Consider the following 14,675-nt stretch of genomic DNA (forward strand, 5'->3'; position numbering starts at 1 on the left):
TTCCCGTAATGGCAACAGGCATGAAAAAAGGTTGGCCGCAATTGCGGCCAACCTTTTTTGTGTGCGGCAAGCTGCCGCAGTAGGCTGCTTACAGCGTCAGGCCACCGGTCACTTCGATGGCGGCACCGTTGATGTAGCTGGCTTCGTCGGAAGCAAGCCAGGCGTAGACGTTGGCGATTTCTTCCGGCTGCGCCATGCGCTTCATCGGCACCTTGTCTTCCATCGCCTGGATCACCTTTTCAGGCATCGACTTCAGGATCGGGGTGGCGACAAAGCCCGGGCACACCGCGTTGGCGCGAATACCCTTCTTGCCCAGTTCCTTGGCCCAGGTCTTGACGAAACCGATCACGCCGAACTTGGAGGCGGCGTAGTTGGTCTGGCCGAAGTTGCCGTACACACCAACCACGGAAGACGCGTTGAGGATCACACCGGCACCCTGCTCGATCATGGTGTCGACCACGGCCTTGGTACAGTTGTAAACGCCCTTCAGGTTGATGTCGATCACCTTGTCGAACTGGTCTTCGCTCATCTTGATCAGCTGCGCATCCATCACGATGCCGGCGTTGTTGACCAGCACGTCGATGCGGCCGTAGCTGCTCTTCAGGGCGCCAACCATGTCGGCGATCTGCGCCTTGTTGGTCACGTCCACCTGATAGCCGACGGCTTCGCCACCCAGCGCTTTCAGCTCTTCCACTACGGCATTGACGGCATCCATATTGATGTCGCAAACCGCTACGATGGCGCCTTCCTTGATGAATTTCTCTGCAGTAGCCTTACCGATACCACTGGCACCACCGGTGATGATGGAGACTTTCCCTTTCAAGCGCATGATTTTTCCTTTGCTAGGTTGCAGGCAACCCGATTGTCGAACGGATATTCCTCCACCACCGACCTTCGAGATTCAAGTCCCTGTTTTTCTCTGTCTTTTGTTATGGCTTTGACATTGCACTGCGGCATCCTGTTTTGCAACGCACAACATCTTGCGCTGCAATATAGCGCAAGGCTGTCGCCAACGTAAAGCAATCGCTCTAAGAAGCTGACGTGGGCGGCAACGGCTGTTGCGGCCAACCTGCACATAAAAAAACAGGCAGCGCTAGCTGCCTGTTTTGTATGGGATTGTGGGGAATTACTCCAGGCCCTTGCTGGACAGGTATTCCTCGTAATCGCCGGTGTAGTAGTCGTAACCGCCCTTGCCGTCCAGCTCCAGGATCTGGGTGGCCAGCGAGCTGACGAACTGGCGGTCGTGCGACACGAAAATCAGCGTGCCCTTGTACTTTTCCAGCGCCATGTTCAGGGCTTCGATCGACTCCATGTCCATGTGGTTGGTCGGTTCGTCCATGATCATCACGTTCGGCTTCTGCAGCAGCAGCTTGCCGTACAGCATGCGACCCTTTTCACCACCGGATAGCACGCGCACCGCTTTTTCCACGTCGTTGCCGCCGAACAGCAGGCGACCGAGGGTACCGCGGATCACCTGCTCGTCATCGCCTTCCTGGCCCCACTCGCGCATCCACTCCGTCAGCGTGCGGTCGCTATCGAACTCGGCCTCGTGATCCTGGGCAAAGTAGCCGATCTGCGCCTTTTCCGCCCATTTAACCGTGCCGTAATCCGCGGTCAGGCCTTCCGCCAGCACCGGATCGAAGGCGCCGGCCAGCATTTTCACCAGCGAGGTTTTACCGGCACCGTTAGGGCCGATGATGGCCAGCCGCGCGCCGGCCTCCAGGATGAAGTTCATGTCCTTGAACAGCACCTTGTTGTCGTAGGCCTTGCTCAGCGACTGCACTTCCACCGCCTGACGGTGCAGCTTGAAGCGCTCGTCCATCTCGAAGCGGATGAACGGGCTCTGGCGGCTGGAAGGCTTCACTTCCACCATTTCCGACTTCAGCTTGTCGACCTGCTTCAGGCGCGAGGTGGCCTGACGGGCCTTGGACTTGTTGGCGGAGAAGCGGGCGGCAAATTCCTGCAGGTCCTGGATGCGTTCCTTGGCCTTGGCATTGGAGCTAAGCTGGCGTTCACGCGCCTGGGTGGAGGCGATCATGTAGTCATCGTAGCTACCCGGGTAGATACGGATGGTGTTGTAGTCCAGATCCGCCATGTGGGTGCAGACCGAGTTCAGGAAGTGACGGTCGTGCGAGATGATGATCATGGTGGAGTTGCGCTCGTTCAGCACATGCTCCAGCCAGCGGATGGTGTTGATGTCCAGGTTGTTGGTCGGTTCGTCCAGCAACAGGATGTCCGGATTGGAGAACAGCGCCTGCGCCAGCAGCACGCGCAGCTTCCAGCCCGGTGCCACTTCGCTCATCGGGCCGAAGTGCTGTTCGGTGGCAATGCCGACCCCCATCAGCAGTTCGCCGGCACGGGCCTCGGCGGTGTAGCCGTCGTATTCGGCAAACTTGGCTTCTAGTTCGGCCGCGTGCATGTAGTCGTCTTCGGTGGCTTCCAGGTTGGCGTAGATGGCATCGCGTTCGCTCATCGCCGCCCACATCTCGGTGTGCCCCATCATGACTACATCGATCACGCGCTGGTCTTCATAGCCGAACTGGTCCTGGCGCAACTTACCCAGGCGCAGGCCGTTCTCAATGGCGACTTCGCCACTGGTTTGCTCGAGGTCTCCCCCGAGAATTTTCATGAAAGTCGATTTGCCGGAACCGTTGGCGCCGATCAGGCCATAACGGTTGCCTTCACCAAATTTGACGGAAACCTTCTCGAAAAGCGGCTTGGCGCCGAACTGCATGGTAATGTTGCTTGTCGTAATCACTCGATCATTCCTCAGCCAGTCACTGCATGTACCGGAAAACCCTGCATTTTACCACAAACACCCTCTGCAATCAGGGTGTTGCGGCCGGTACATCTTTGCTTTCGCAGCTGCCTCGGAATTCCGCTACAATCGAACACCATTTAAACCCTTAACCAGAATAGGCAGATCTTATGCTTACCGGTAGCCTCGTTGCGCTGGTCACCCCGATGTTCGAGGACGGCCAGGTCGATTTTGAATCGCTGAAACGTCTCGTAGATTTCCACATCGATAACGGTACCGACGGCATCGTGGCCGTGGGAACCACTGGCGAATCCGCCACCCTGGGCGTGGATGAACATATCAAGGTCGTGGCGGCCGTGGCCCAACACGCCGCCGGCCGCATTACCGTCATTGCCGGCACGGGTGGCAACTCCACCAGTGAGGCCATCGAACTGGCGGCCCTCGCCAAGCAGGCCGGCGCCAGCCATTCGCTGTCGGTCGTGCCGTACTACAACAAGCCAACCCAGGAAGGCATCTACCAGCACTTCCGCACGATCGCCGAAGCGGTGGAACTGCCGGTCATCCTGTACAACGTGCCGGGCCGTACCGTAGCCGACATGAGCAACGATACCGTGCTGCGCCTGAGCGAAATCGGCAATATCGTCGGCCTGAAGGACGCTACCGGCGACATCGGCCGCGCCTGCGACCTGATCAAGCGCGTGCCGCAAGGCTTCGGTCTCTACTCCGGAGACGATCCGACAGGCATGGCCTTCATGCTGTGCGGCGGCCACGGCGTGATCTCTGTCACCTCCAACGTCGCTCCCAAGCTGATGAGCGCCATGTGCCAGGCTGCCATCGCCGGCAACGCCGCCGAAGCACGCCGCATCAATGACAAGCTGCAAGGCCTGCACAAGTTCCTGTTCGCCGAGCCGAACCCGATCCCGGCAAAATGGGCGATGCACCGCCTCGGTCTGATGCCGGCCGGTCTGCGTCTGCCGCTGACCCCGCTCACCGCCGCCAGCGCCACCCTCGTCGAACAAGCGATGCAACAAGCAGAGGTGCTGTAACCCGTGAATGCCATGATGAAAAAAGCCCTGCTCACCGGTGTCGTCTCCTCGGCACTGATCTCCGGTTGCGCCAGCAGCGGCCCGGACAGCGCCATCGCCTACAAGTCCGATGCCCCTGCAGCCAAACGCTCGCTGGAAGTACCGCCGGACCTGAGCGCACCGCAACAGCAGGACCGCTACCCGCTGCCTGTGGTCAACAGCAACGGCAGCAGCACCGCCCCCGCCGATGTCGCCCTCAACAGCAAGGTTGCGGCCAACGTGGTGGTCAGCGCCGACCAGAAAGCCAAGGCGCAGATCGAACGCGCCGGCAGCCAGCGCTGGATCAGCGTGGAAGGCAAGAGCCCTGCCCAAGTCTGGCCACTGCTGAAGGCCTTCTGGCAGGATAACGGCTTCGTGATCCAGACCGAAGAACCGGATGTCGGCCTGATGGAAACCGACTGGGCGGAAAACCGCGCCAAGCTGGGCCGCGACCCGGTGCGCAACCTGCTGGAAAACATCGGCCTGGGCTCGGTACTGTCGACCCCGGAACGTGACCGCTTCCGCATCCGCGTCGAACAGTCCGCCACCGGCACCGACGTGTTCTTCACCCATCGCGGCATGTACGAGATCTACATCAACGAAGCGAAGGATGCCACCCGCTGGCAGCCGCGTCCGGCCGATCCGGAACTGGAAGCGGTGTTCCTGTCGCGCTTCCTGGTCCGTCTTGGCGTGGATGAAGCCACCGTCGCACAGAACGCCCGCAAGCTGGAGGCCAGCGCCAATCCGGTCGCCAGCAGCAAGGTTCGCAGCGAAGGCGGCGACATCATTCTTGCCGACAGTTTCGAGCGCAGCTGGCGCCGCGTCGGCCTGGCACTGGAACGCCAGGGTCTGGCCATCGTTGATCGCGACCGCTCAATGGGCGTCTACTTCGTCAGCCCGGTACAGGACGAAGCGCTGAAGGCGACCGAGAACAGCAGCGGCGGCATCTTGTCTTCGCTGGCCTTCTGGCAGGACAAGGAAAAAGCAGCCGAGCCGCTGCGCGAGCAACTGCGCATCGAACTGAAGCCGGCCGATGCGGAGCAGACCCGGATCAGCATCCGCAACAGCCAGGGCACGCCACTGTCGGCCAAGCAGCTGCAGACACTGCAGCAGAAACTGCTCAACGAACTGCAGTAAGCCCCACCCGGCAAGCAAAAAGCCCGCAATCGCGGGCTTTTTTCATGCCAGCCAGCGACACAGCAGCTGGCGACAGGCGTAAAAAAACCGGCGCTAGCGCCGGTTTTTCTTGCTAACTCAGAATTACTGAGCAGCGGAAGCAGCTGGAGCGGACGCGTCAGCAGCGGAAGCGTCAACTGCAGGAGCGGAAGCTTCAACAACTTCAGGAGCGGAAGCTTCAACAGCTGGAGCGGAAGCTTCAACTGGAGCCTCTTCTTTTTTGCCGCAAGCGGACAGAGCAACGGCCAGCAGGGCAGCAACGAGGAGCGACTGTTTCATTTGTAAATACCTTTGAAAGCGAGTGTTGAACAAGACGTTTAAACTACTACTTTCTCAAGCAAGAAAAGTGTGATGAGGAAGTAGTGCAGATTTAATCAGTGCGCGAATTGTAGCATGAAAAAATTTGCTGAAAAGGGGGTAAACAATAATTTATTGCGAATATCGGACATGATTCTGCGGCAATGCAACAACAGAATAATTTAGGATCAAAACAATATACGCACCCCATCCGTCATCCGCAACATTGTAGACAATGTCCTTTTTCAGTTTTCGCCGGCCGGCTGCCACCAGCCGGCAAGGTAACCCTCTAATAATAAAGGCATCATTGACGGCGACAGCTGCTGCGGCGACATACGGCGCCGGTTGGCCAACTGTTGCCACGCCGCGACATCGTCCGCCAGCACCGGCAGAGCTTCTCCGTTGCAGTACAGCATGTCATCGGCGTAAAGAATCAGCGTCTTCAGATCCAGCTCTACCCCTGTTGCCGCCACCGCAGCAGCGAACTCGTCTTCGTCCAGCTCTTCTTCCGGCGCCTCGTAGAACACGTGCGGCTTCGGCTCCGTCAGGTAATGGCCGAGAAAATCGGTCACCGTGTGGCGATCCCAGCTGATCTGCGACAGGATGCGGCCAACCTGCTCCACCATGCTGTCGTCCAGCCGTGCCGGCTCCTGCGGCGGCCGCAGCTCGGGGTCGGCATATCTGCCATCAATACAAATTCTGTCCTGCAGGTAAACAAGGAATTCTGTCGCCAACTCCTGCGCGGATGGCGCCCTGAAGCCGATCGAGTAAGTCATGCCCGACTCCAGCGCCACGCCGTAATGAGCGTAGCGCGGCGGCAGGTACAGCATGTCGCCATGCTCCAGCACGAACTCCTCTTCCATGCGGAAGTCCTTCAGCACCTTGATCGGCGCATCCTCGATGAAGGCCTCGTCCTGCTGCGAGGAGATCTGCCAGTGCTTGCGACCGCCGACCTGCAGCAGGAACACGTCGTAGGAATCGAAATGCGGGCCGACGGTACCGCCGGGCGGCGCATAGCTGATCATCAGGTCGTCCAGCCGGGCATAAGGCATGAAATCGAAACGCCACAGGATGTCGGCAATATGCGGCAGGTGATGGTTGACGTTCTGCACCAGGATGGTCCAGTCGCTTTCCGGCAGGCGCCGCAAGCGGCCGGGGCGGAACGGGCCGCGCTCCAGCGACCACTTGCCCTGCTTGAACTCGATCAGCCGCGACTCGACATCCTCGCTACGCGACAGCTCGGTCAGCCATGCCAGATCAACCGGCGCCCCGACATCGGTCAGCGCGCCGCGGATCAGCAGCGGCTTCTTGTGCCAGTAGTCCTGCAAAAAGGTTTCGGCAGTCATGCCGCCCAACAGATCAATCGCTTTCATGTCAGAATCTCGTTGTGCCATCTGGCAATGGTTTACAATAGGGGATGCCGATTATGGCCCTTCATGCCGGCAGCGCCCGGCTCTGGGTCAAACATCGTTATCATTCTTTATCTTTACGGTACCGCCACATGCAAATCGTCAAAAACTCCGTTGTCACCATCCACTACGAAATGTACGACGCTGACAACAACCTGCTCGACAAGACGGAAGAGCCGATCGCCTACCTGCATGGCGGCTACGATGGCATTTTCCCGATGGTGGAAGAAGCGCTGCACGGCAAGAACGTGGGCGAGTCCATCACCGTCACCATGACGCCTGACGACGCATTTGGCGAACCGGAAGAAGAGCTGGTCCGTGTCGAGCCGCTGGACGTGCTGCCGGAAGAAGTCGAAGTCGGCATGATGTTCGAAGCTGACGATCCGGAAACCGGCGACGTGATCCTGTTCCGCGTGACCGACGTTGCCGACGGCAAGGCGGTACTGGATGGCAACCACCCACTGGCTGGCCTGACCATCCGCTTCGTTGCTACCGTGGCCGAAGTACGCCCGGCATCGGCAGAAGAAGTGGCCCACGGCCACGCCCACGGCGAGCACGGTCACCACCACTAAGCCGTTGCTGACGTGCACGACAAAACGGGGCTCAGGCCCCGTTTTTCATTGGCCGCAGCAACTGCAGCGCGGCCAGCGATGCCAGCAGGTTGAACAGCACATAGGCCTCGTTCGGCGGCTGGCGCCACAGTTTCCAGCCACTATACAGCAGCAGCACCAGTCCCAGTCCGCGCAACAGCTGCGGCGTCCATGTCCGCGGCCAGGCCGGCCACTGCCATCGCACGCAAACCCGTGCAATGACCCAACCCAATGCGGCGCCGACCAGCACATCCAGCGGCCAGTGCACGCCGATGGCGATACGCGACCAGCACACCAGCAATACCAGAACCATCAGCCCCGCCTGCCACCACCAGCGCCGCCCCTGCGCCAGCACCCCGGCCAGCAGCGCGCTGGCCATGGCATGGCCGGAGGGAAAGGCACCGTTGGCCGGCAGCACATCCAGCAACTGCACGCTGCCCGCCGGCAACACCAGAAACGGGCGCGGCACGGCGAACGCCGCCTTGAGCAAGATGGCGCTGCCGATGCCAAGCAGCACCGCCGCCACCAGCGACGGCAACAGCTGCGGGTGCCGCTGCGCCAACAGCAGCAAGGCCGCGATCACCAGCGACCACTCGCCGAGCATGCTGAGCAAACGCCATAGCGGCGCCGGCAACACCGCGCCGGCGTGGTGCAACTGCAAAAACAGCGCCTGGTTGCCGCCACTCAGCAGTAGCAGCAGCGCCAACAGTGTGCATGTGGCGACAAAGCCGCGACTCACGCGCGGCAGCCCAGCGTCACACGGTCATTGCCAGCCAGATCCGGCAGCGTCGCTACCTGCTGCAGCCCGGCCGCGGCAAACAGTGCACGGCAGGCCGCGCCCTGGTCGTAGCCATGCTCCACCAGCAGCCAGCCGCCGGCGACCAGTCGCGCCGGCGCCTGCGCCACAATCTCGCGCAGGCAATCGAGGCCGTCGTTGCCGTCGGTCAGCGCCATGCGCGGCTCGAAACGGACATCGCCCTCGTCCAGATGGTGATCCTGTGCATCGATATACGGCGGATTGCTGACGATGGCATCGAACACCGCATCCGCCGGCAGCGGCGCCAGCCAGCTACCCAGATGGAAGCTGACGTTGGCTCCAAGGTTGGCTGCATTGTGCTGCGCCACCGCCAGCGCTGCCGGTGACAGGTCCACGGCACTGACTTGCCACAGCGGCGCCTCCAGAGCCAGCGTCACCGCGATGGCGCCACTGCCGGTACCAAGATCGAGCACCCGCGCACGACGGTTGCGGCCAACCTTGTGCAGTGCCGCGTCGACCAGGTGTTCGGTTTCCGGGCGCGGGATCAGCACTTCCGGGCTGACGCGGAACGGGCGGCCGTAGAACTCGCGCTCGCCGAGCAGATAGGCCACCGGCTCGCCGGCCAGCCGCCGTTGCGCCAGCGCGGCAAACGCCTGCCACTGCTGCGCGGTCAGCTCGTCGGGGGCGAACGACACCAGCTCGGCGTGACTGAAACCGGTCACCGCCGACAGCAACAGCCGCGCCTCCAGGCGGGGCAGTTCGAAATGGCGCAAGGCCTCGTTGATCGTCTTCATGGTCTAGAGCAGGAACAGGCTGGCGAGGCCGAGAAAAATGAAAAAGCCGCCGGAATCGGTACAGGCGGTAATCAGCACGCTGGAACCGACCGCTGGATCCTTGCCGAAACGCTCCATCATGGTCGGGATCAGCACCCCCATCGACGCCGCCAGCATCAGGTTGAGGGTGGTGGCCGCCAGCATCACCAGCCCCAGCGAGAAATTGCCGTACAGCAGCCACGCCAGAACGCCCAGCGCCGAGCCCCACACCAGCCCGTTGATGACGCTGACGCCCAGCTCCTTGCGCCACAGGCGCTGCGCCTGCCCCGGCTGCAACTGTCCCATCGCCAGCGCCCGCACGATCATGGTGATGGTCTGGTTGCCGGAGTTGCCGCCGATGCCGGCGACGATCGGCATCAGCGCCGCCAGCGCCACCAGCCTCTCGATCGAGCCTTCGAAGGCGCCGATCACGCGGCTGGCTACGAAGGCAGTACACAGGTTGATCGCCAGCCACGCCCAGCGGTTTTTCACCGAGTCGATCACCGGCGCGAACAGGTCTTCCTCTTCCTTCAGGCCGGCGAGGTTCAGCGCCTCGGTCTCCGACTCCTCGCGGATCACGTCCACCATCTCGTCGACGGTGAGGCGGCCGACCAGCACGCCGTGCTCGTCGACCACCGGCGCGGTCACCAGGTCATAGCGCTCGAACGCCAGCGCGGCATCGGCGGCGTCCTCGTCGGGATGGAAGCTGACCACCTCGGTCGCCATCACCTCCTCCACCAGCCGCTCCGGATCGCACACCAGCAGGCGGCGCACCGGCAGCACACCCTTGAGCACGCCGTCTTCGTCGACCACGAAAATCTTGTCGGTCTGGCTCGGCAATTCGTCGAAACGGCGCAGGTAGCGCAGCACCACTTCGCAGCTGACGTCCGGGCGGATCTTGACCAGCTCGTAGTCCATCAGCGCGCCGACCTGCCCCTCTTCGTAGGAGAGTGCCGATTGCAGCTGCTGGCGCTCTTCTTCGTCGAGGCCGCCCATCACCTCGTACACCACCTGCCGCGGCAGGTCCGGCGCCAGGTCGGCGAGGTCGTCGGCGTCCAGCTGTTCGGCGGCGGCGACCAGCTCGTGCTGCTCCATCGACTCGATCAGCGATTCGCGTACCGCGTCCGACACTTCCAGCAGGATTTCGCCTTCATCCTCGCTGTCGACCAGATCCCACACCAGCAGGCGGTCGTCCAGCGGCAGGGCTTCGAGGATGTAGGCGATATCCGCCGGGTGCAACGATTCGAGCTTGTGTTCCAGCTCGACCAGGTTCTGCTTGTGGACGAGCGATTCCACCAGGTCATGCTTGGGCATGTCCTGGCGATGAACGAGGTCCTCGACCAGTCGCTGGCGCTCGATGAGGCGCTGTACCTGGTTGAGGTTATCCTGCAGACGATCGGTTGGTTGTTTTTTGTCGATAACCGTCATGCACGTCTCCTGCCGCCCGTGGCGGAGTGAGTGCAATCCGGTAACAGGCGGGGTTATTGACTAGCCAAAAAGGTAGTGGTGGTTATGAGATAACTGGGTAAGTCCATGCGTTTCAGCTGCGCGTATCGCAGCGATCACGAAAGAAGCCGAAATTGTAGCATGCGAATGTGACAGCCAGCCACCGCGACGGCCGGCAGTCACCGGCTCAGGGAGCGAGTGCCTGCGACATGCGGCGCTGGATGATGCGGGTCTTGCGGGCCAGACCCTGGGCATTGCGGTGGGTATCGTAGTAGCGCGGGTTGGGCACCATCGCCGCCAGTTTGGCCGCCTGTCCGCTCGACAGCCGGGCGGCAGAGGTGCGGTAGTAGTGACGCGCGGCGGCCTCGGCGCCGAACACGCCGTCACCCCACTCGATCACGTTGAGGTAGATTTCCAGGATGCGGCGCTTGTCGAGCACCGCCTCCAGCATCACGGTAATGAACGCCTCGTCGATCTTGCGCCACGGTGTCTTCTTGCTGGACAGGAACAGGTTCTTCGCCAGCTGCTGGCTGATGGTGGAGCCGCCGGCGACGATGCGCCCCTGCTTCAGGTTCTTCTCGAAGGCGACCTCGATGCCTTCCCAGTCGAAGCCTTCGTGGTCGACAAACTTGGCGTCCTCGGCCGCGATCACCGCCCGCTTCAGGTTGCCGGAGATGCGGTCATACGCCACCCAGCGATGGCGCAGTTCGGCATCGGGATCGTCTTCCTGCAGTCGCGACAGCTGCGCGTCCATGAACGAGCTGCTCGACGGATTGGCATGCCGCCAGTAGACGATATGGCCGAAGATCCACAGGTAGTACAAAAAAAGAGCGGTCAGTACGACCGCTCCGATCTTAAGGAACCAGCGCATGACTCAGGCCAGTACCTCGCGCAGCATATTGGTGACCTTGCGCGTGGCCGGCTGGATGTCGCGCCAGATGCGGAACGATTCCGCCGCCTGCTCCACCAGCATGCCGAGGCCGTCGGCCAGCATGCCGGCATTCTCGGACTGCGCGCGACGCAGGAACGGCGTCAGGCCGCGGCTGTACACCATGTCGTAAGCCAGCGAGCGACCGCTGAAGATGCCGGCAGGGATCGGTGGCAGCTCGTTGGACAGGCTGGTCGAGGTGCCGTTGATGACAATATCGAACTGGCGACCCTGCAGCGCGTCGTAACCGACCGCCTCGATGTCGCCCAGCGCGCGGAACTGGTAGGCCAGCGATTCCGCCTTGATCACGGTGCGGTTGGCGATGGTCAGCGCCTGTGGCTGCTGCGCCAGCAGCGGCTGCAGCACGCCGCGCACCGCGCCACCGGCGCCCAGCAGCAGCACCCGCTGACCGGTCACCTGCACGTCGAGGTTGTCGACGATGTCGCGCACCAGGCCGGTGCCGTCGGTATTGTCGCCATAGATCCGGCCGTCGCGCAGCGTCAGGGTGTTGACCGCCTCGGCCAGACGCGCCGCCTCGGTCACCTCGTCGGCAAAGCGGAACGCGTCACCCTTGAACGGCAGCGTCACATTGAGGCCCTTGCCGCCATTGGCGAAGAAGGCCTGCACCACCGGCACGAACTGGCCGAGCTCGGCAAACAGCTTTTCGTAATTCATGTCCTGCCCGGTGGCCTGGGCGAACTCGGCATGAATGAACGGCGACTGGCTGTGCGATATGGGATTGCCGATCACGGCGTAACGATCAGTCATGATTTACATCTCTTCAGGATAGGAATAAGGCAAAGCCGGTGGCAGCCGCTCGACCAAAAACACACTTTGCCTTGTCAGGCCGGAAACTGCAAGCCGTGGCTCAACCCTGAATCCACGGCAGGCCGTGCGCCTTCCAGCCATTGACGCGGCCACGATGCTGCTCGGCATCGCGATCGCCCTCGAAACCTTCCAGAATATTGTAAACCTCGGCATAACCTGCCTCTGCGGCCAACCTTGCCGCCTCGTCCGAGCGCGCGCCGGAGCGGCAGATGAACAGCACGGTCTTGTCCTTGCCGACCTGCTGCTGCAGCTGGCTGACAAAGGCGGCGTTCGGCACCATGCCGGGGTAGGCACGCAACTCGACGCGCACCGCCTCCGGAATCACGCCGACAAACTGCCATTCCGCCGCGCTGCGCACATCGACGATCACCGCCTGTGGCAGCGACTGGCGCACCGCCCACGCCTCCGGTGGCGTCAGCGCGCCGCTGTAGGTCAGCCCCAGTTCACTGCCGCGCGACTGTGCTGTTGCCAAAATGGTTTCTACTGTCATGGGGAGGCTCCTGTGTAACGCGCTAATAATGATCAGACCGTTACAGTAATGCAGTGTTCAACGACTGTCATCACGCGGCCGGCACCGCAAGCGCGGTCCAAAAGCGGGCATCGACACCATCAGGCACCAGCTTGGTGCGATTTGCACAATAATGGCACCACTGTCGTGCAACAGCGGCACGGCAGGCGCCGGCAAATGTGGCAAAATGGGCTTTCCCACGCCCGCTTACGGCTGGCACGCTTCATGCTTTTACCCCGGTACATAAATTTGTGCCATCCAGATTGATGCACTTAGCTAGCTCATTTAGGAGATCACCATGGCGGTTGCAGACGTAGTCAAGCTCATCACCGAAAACGACGTAAAATTTGTCGACCTGCGCTTTACCGACACAATGGGTAAAGAACAACACGTGACCATTCCTGCTCACGTGCTGCTGGACGATGCCGATGCATGGTTCGAGAACGGCCACGCATTCGACGGCTCCTCCATCGCCGGCTGGAAAGGCATCCAGGCCTCCGACATGCTGCTGATGGCTGACCCTGCCACTGCCAAGATCGACCCGTTCTTCGACGAACCGACCGTGTTCATGTCCTGCGACGTGATCGACCCGGCCGACGGCAAGGGCTACGACCGCTGCCCGCGTTCGGTAGCCAAGCGCGCCGAAGCCTACCTGAAGGCCTCCGGCATTGGTGACACCGCCTACTTCGGTCCGGAACCGGAATTCTTCATTTTCGACAGCATCACCTGGGGCACCGACATGTCCGGCTGCTTCGTGAAGATCAAGGCCGAAGAAGCGGCCTGGGCTTCCGCTGAAGAATTCGAAGGCGGCAACACCGGTCACCGTCCGGGCGTGAAGGGCGGTTACTTCCCGGTACCACCGGTTGACTCCTCGCAAGACATCCGCTCGGCCATGGTGCTGCTGCTGGAAGAACTGGGCGTACCGGTTGAAGTTCACCACCACGAAGTGGCCACCGCCGGCCAGAACGAAATCGGCACCAAGTTCAGCACCCTGACCCAGCGTGCCGACTGGACCCAGATCCTGAAGTACGTGGTCCACAACGTGGCGCACAGCTACGGCAAGACCGCGACCTTCATGCCTAAGCCTATCGTTGGCGACAACGGTTCCGGCATGCACGTGCACCAGTCGATCTGGAAAGACGGCAAGAACCTGTTCGCCGGTGACGGCTACGCCGGCCTGTCCGACATCGCCCTTTACTACATCGGCGGTATCATCAAGCACGCCAAGGCACTGAACGCGATCACCAACCCGGGCACCAACTCCTACAAGCGTCTGGTTCCGCACTACGAAGCACCGGTGAAACTGGCCTACTCCGCCAAGAACCGTTCCGCTTCCATCCGCATCCCGCACGTGGCCAACCCGAAAGGCCGTCGTATCGAGGCGCGCTTCCCGGATCCGCTGGCCAACCCGTACCTGTGCTTCGCCGCGCTGATGATGGCTGGCCTGGACGGTATCCAGAACAAGATCCACCCGGGCGATGCTGCCGACAAGAACCTGTACGACCTGCCGCCGGAAGAAGACAAGCTGATCCCGACCGTGTGCGCGTCGCTGGACGAAGCACTGGCCGCACTGGACGCCGACCGCGAGTTCCTGACCCGTGGCGGTGTGTTCTCCAACGAGTGGATCGACGCCTACATCGAGCTGAAGATGAAGGAAGTGAACCTGACGCGCATGACTACCCACCCGGTAGAATTCGCGATGTACTACTCGCTCTAAGCTGACACCCGTTCCGGCGCAATCCGGAACCGTCGCATCCACCCGCAGTGCCATCGGCGCTGCGGGTTTTTCATTGCGGCGGTCAAGACTTGCGGCCAACGTTGGCCGCACGCCTTGACCACCGCCGCCGGCAATTTAATGCGCCGGCGCGCTGACGCGACGCGCAACTTTCACTATCATCGGCGCTGGTCCGTTCTTCCCTGGTGACGCCATGCTGCGCCCGCTTCTCGTTTCCCTGCTGCTGTGCAGCGCTGCCACGACGGCCAGCGCCGCCACCATCTACAAACACGTCGACAAGGATGGCCACGTCACCTTCACCAACGTGCCGATGCGCGGCGCGCGCGCGGTACTGGTCACTCCCGCCAGCGACGACTCGCCACCGCCG

General features: G+C 61.7%; 15 protein-coding genes. 5 read left to right on the forward strand and 10 right to left on the reverse strand.

All coding sequences use genetic code 11. From position 1 onward, the window contains the following. Nucleotides 1–88 precede the first annotated feature (88 nt). Both fabG and ACG97_RS04990 read right to left on the reverse strand, forming a co-directional pair. Nucleotides 89–829 carry a 3-oxoacyl-ACP reductase FabG gene (gene fabG / locus ACG97_RS04985; protein ID WP_047966229.1) on the reverse strand — a complete coding sequence of 247 codons (741 nt, stop codon included), beginning with the start codon at nucleotides 827–829 and terminating at the stop codon, nucleotides 89–91. A gap of 297 nt (nucleotides 830–1,126) precedes the next feature. Continuing rightward, nucleotides 1,127–2,758, reverse strand: coding sequence for an ABC-F family ATPase (locus ACG97_RS04990; protein WP_047966230.1), 1,632 nt, complete (start codon nucleotides 2,756–2,758; stop codon nucleotides 1,127–1,129). A 170-nt stretch (nucleotides 2,759–2,928) separates the two neighbouring features. Here ACG97_RS04990 and dapA point away from each other — a divergent pair, with 170 nt between their 5' ends. After that, nucleotides 2,929–3,804, forward strand: coding sequence for a 4-hydroxy-tetrahydrodipicolinate synthase (gene dapA, locus ACG97_RS04995; protein WP_047966231.1), 876 nt, complete (start codon nucleotides 2,929–2,931; stop codon nucleotides 3,802–3,804). A 12-nt stretch (nucleotides 3,805–3,816) separates the two neighbouring features. Then, entirely contained in the window at nucleotides 3,817–4,959 is a 1,143-nt protein-coding gene (gene bamC, locus ACG97_RS05000) for an outer membrane protein assembly factor BamC (protein ID WP_047966232.1), read from the forward strand. A 123-nt stretch (nucleotides 4,960–5,082) separates the two neighbouring features. On the opposite strand, the gene ACG97_RS17130 is transcribed toward bamC, so the two are convergent. Together ACG97_RS17130 and ACG97_RS05005 are read right to left on the reverse strand one after the other, a co-directional pair. Further along, nucleotides 5,083–5,277 carry a hypothetical protein gene (locus ACG97_RS17130; protein WP_082133648.1) on the reverse strand — a complete coding sequence of 65 codons (195 nt, stop codon included), beginning with the start codon at nucleotides 5,275–5,277 and terminating at the stop codon, nucleotides 5,083–5,085. 263 nt (nucleotides 5,278–5,540) lie between these two features. Further along, nucleotides 5,541–6,668: a cupin domain-containing protein gene (locus tag ACG97_RS05005; protein WP_047966233.1), complete on the reverse strand. Its 1,128-nt coding sequence runs from the start codon at nucleotides 6,666–6,668 to the stop codon at nucleotides 5,541–5,543. A 128-nt stretch (nucleotides 6,669–6,796) separates the two neighbouring features. On the opposite strand from ACG97_RS05005, the gene ACG97_RS05010 reads away from it, so the two are divergent. Further along, on the forward strand, nucleotides 6,797–7,276 hold the full coding sequence (locus ACG97_RS05010; protein WP_047966234.1) for a peptidylprolyl isomerase: 480 nt from the start codon (nucleotides 6,797–6,799) through the stop codon (nucleotides 7,274–7,276). Nucleotides 7,277–7,307: 31 nt separating this feature from the next. Here ACG97_RS05010 and ACG97_RS05015 read toward each other — a convergent pair whose 3' ends face one another. The 6 genes from ACG97_RS05015 to ACG97_RS05040 all read right to left on the reverse strand — a co-directional run bounded on the left by ACG97_RS05015 (nucleotide 7,308) and on the right by ACG97_RS05040 (nucleotide 12,555). Next, nucleotides 7,308–8,000 carry a phosphatase PAP2 family protein gene (locus ACG97_RS05015; protein ID WP_053068068.1) on the reverse strand — a complete coding sequence of 231 codons (693 nt, stop codon included), beginning with the start codon at nucleotides 7,998–8,000 and terminating at the stop codon, nucleotides 7,308–7,310. 29 nt (nucleotides 8,001–8,029) lie between these two features. Further along, the gene (gene prmC / locus ACG97_RS05020) at nucleotides 8,030–8,845 is read right to left on the reverse strand and encodes a peptide chain release factor N(5)-glutamine methyltransferase (RefSeq protein WP_047966235.1); all 816 of its coding nucleotides are present in this window, start codon (nucleotides 8,843–8,845) and stop codon (nucleotides 8,030–8,032) included. A gap of 3 nt (nucleotides 8,846–8,848) precedes the next feature. Then, the gene (gene mgtE, locus ACG97_RS05025; RefSeq protein ID WP_047966236.1) at nucleotides 8,849–10,291 is read right to left on the reverse strand and encodes a magnesium transporter; all 1,443 of its coding nucleotides are present in this window, start codon (nucleotides 10,289–10,291) and stop codon (nucleotides 8,849–8,851) included. A 205-nt stretch (nucleotides 10,292–10,496) separates the two neighbouring features. Further along, on the reverse strand, nucleotides 10,497–11,180 hold the full coding sequence (gene mtgA / locus ACG97_RS05030; protein WP_047966237.1) for a monofunctional biosynthetic peptidoglycan transglycosylase: 684 nt from the start codon (nucleotides 11,178–11,180) through the stop codon (nucleotides 10,497–10,499). 3 nt (nucleotides 11,181–11,183) lie between these two features. Continuing rightward, a complete protein-coding gene (gene aroE / locus ACG97_RS05035) occupies nucleotides 11,184–12,005 on the reverse strand; it encodes a shikimate dehydrogenase (protein WP_047966238.1) in 822 nt (273 codons plus the stop codon). 100 nt (nucleotides 12,006–12,105) lie between these two features. Beyond that, nucleotides 12,106–12,555 carry a rhodanese-like domain-containing protein gene (locus ACG97_RS05040; RefSeq protein WP_047966239.1) on the reverse strand — a complete coding sequence of 150 codons (450 nt, stop codon included), beginning with the start codon at nucleotides 12,553–12,555 and terminating at the stop codon, nucleotides 12,106–12,108. 316 nt (nucleotides 12,556–12,871) lie between these two features. Between ACG97_RS05040 and glnA the strand changes: the two genes are divergently transcribed. Beyond that, a complete protein-coding gene (glnA, locus tag ACG97_RS05045; RefSeq protein WP_047966240.1) occupies nucleotides 12,872–14,290 on the forward strand; it encodes a type I glutamate--ammonia ligase in 1,419 nt (472 codons plus the stop codon). A 211-nt stretch (nucleotides 14,291–14,501) separates the two neighbouring features. Continuing rightward, on the forward strand, nucleotides 14,502–14,675 hold a 174-nt coding region (locus ACG97_RS18230), incomplete at its 3' end, for a DUF4124 domain-containing protein (protein WP_156167940.1).

This window comes from Vogesella sp. EB, from assembly GCF_001037925.1.
Lineage (GTDB): Bacteria > Pseudomonadota > Gammaproteobacteria > Burkholderiales > Chromobacteriaceae > Vogesella > Vogesella indigofera.

Coding starts and splice junctions, on each gene's coding strand:
- ACG97_RS05040 (WP_047966239.1), bottom strand. CDS start 12,555: ATGACAGTAGAAACCATTTTGGCAACAGCACAGTCGCGCGGCAGTGAA.
- ACG97_RS17130 (WP_082133648.1), bottom strand. CDS start 5,277: ATGAAACAGTCGCTCCTCGTTGCTGCCCTGCTGGCCGTTGCTCTGTCC.
- mtgA (WP_047966237.1), bottom strand. CDS start 11,180: ATGCGCTGGTTCCTTAAGATCGGAGCGGTCGTACTGACCGCTCTTTTT.
- bamC (WP_047966232.1), top strand. CDS start 3,817: ATGATGAAAAAAGCCCTGCTCACCGGTGTCGTCTCCTCGGCACTGATC.
- fabG (WP_047966229.1), bottom strand. CDS start 829: ATGCGCTTGAAAGGGAAAGTCTCCATCATCACCGGTGGTGCCAGTGGT.
- glnA (WP_047966240.1), top strand. CDS start 12,872: ATGGCGGTTGCAGACGTAGTCAAGCTCATCACCGAAAACGACGTAAAA.
- aroE (WP_047966238.1), bottom strand. CDS start 12,005: ATGACTGATCGTTACGCCGTGATCGGCAATCCCATATCGCACAGCCAG.
- dapA (WP_047966231.1), top strand. CDS start 2,929: ATGCTTACCGGTAGCCTCGTTGCGCTGGTCACCCCGATGTTCGAGGAC.
- ACG97_RS05010 (WP_047966234.1), top strand. CDS start 6,797: ATGCAAATCGTCAAAAACTCCGTTGTCACCATCCACTACGAAATGTAC.
- ACG97_RS05005 (WP_047966233.1), bottom strand. CDS start 6,668: ATGAAAGCGATTGATCTGTTGGGCGGCATGACTGCCGAAACCTTTTTG.
- prmC (WP_047966235.1), bottom strand. CDS start 8,845: ATGAAGACGATCAACGAGGCCTTGCGCCATTTCGAACTGCCCCGCCTG.
- mgtE (WP_047966236.1), bottom strand. CDS start 10,291: ATGACGGTTATCGACAAAAAACAACCAACCGATCGTCTGCAGGATAAC.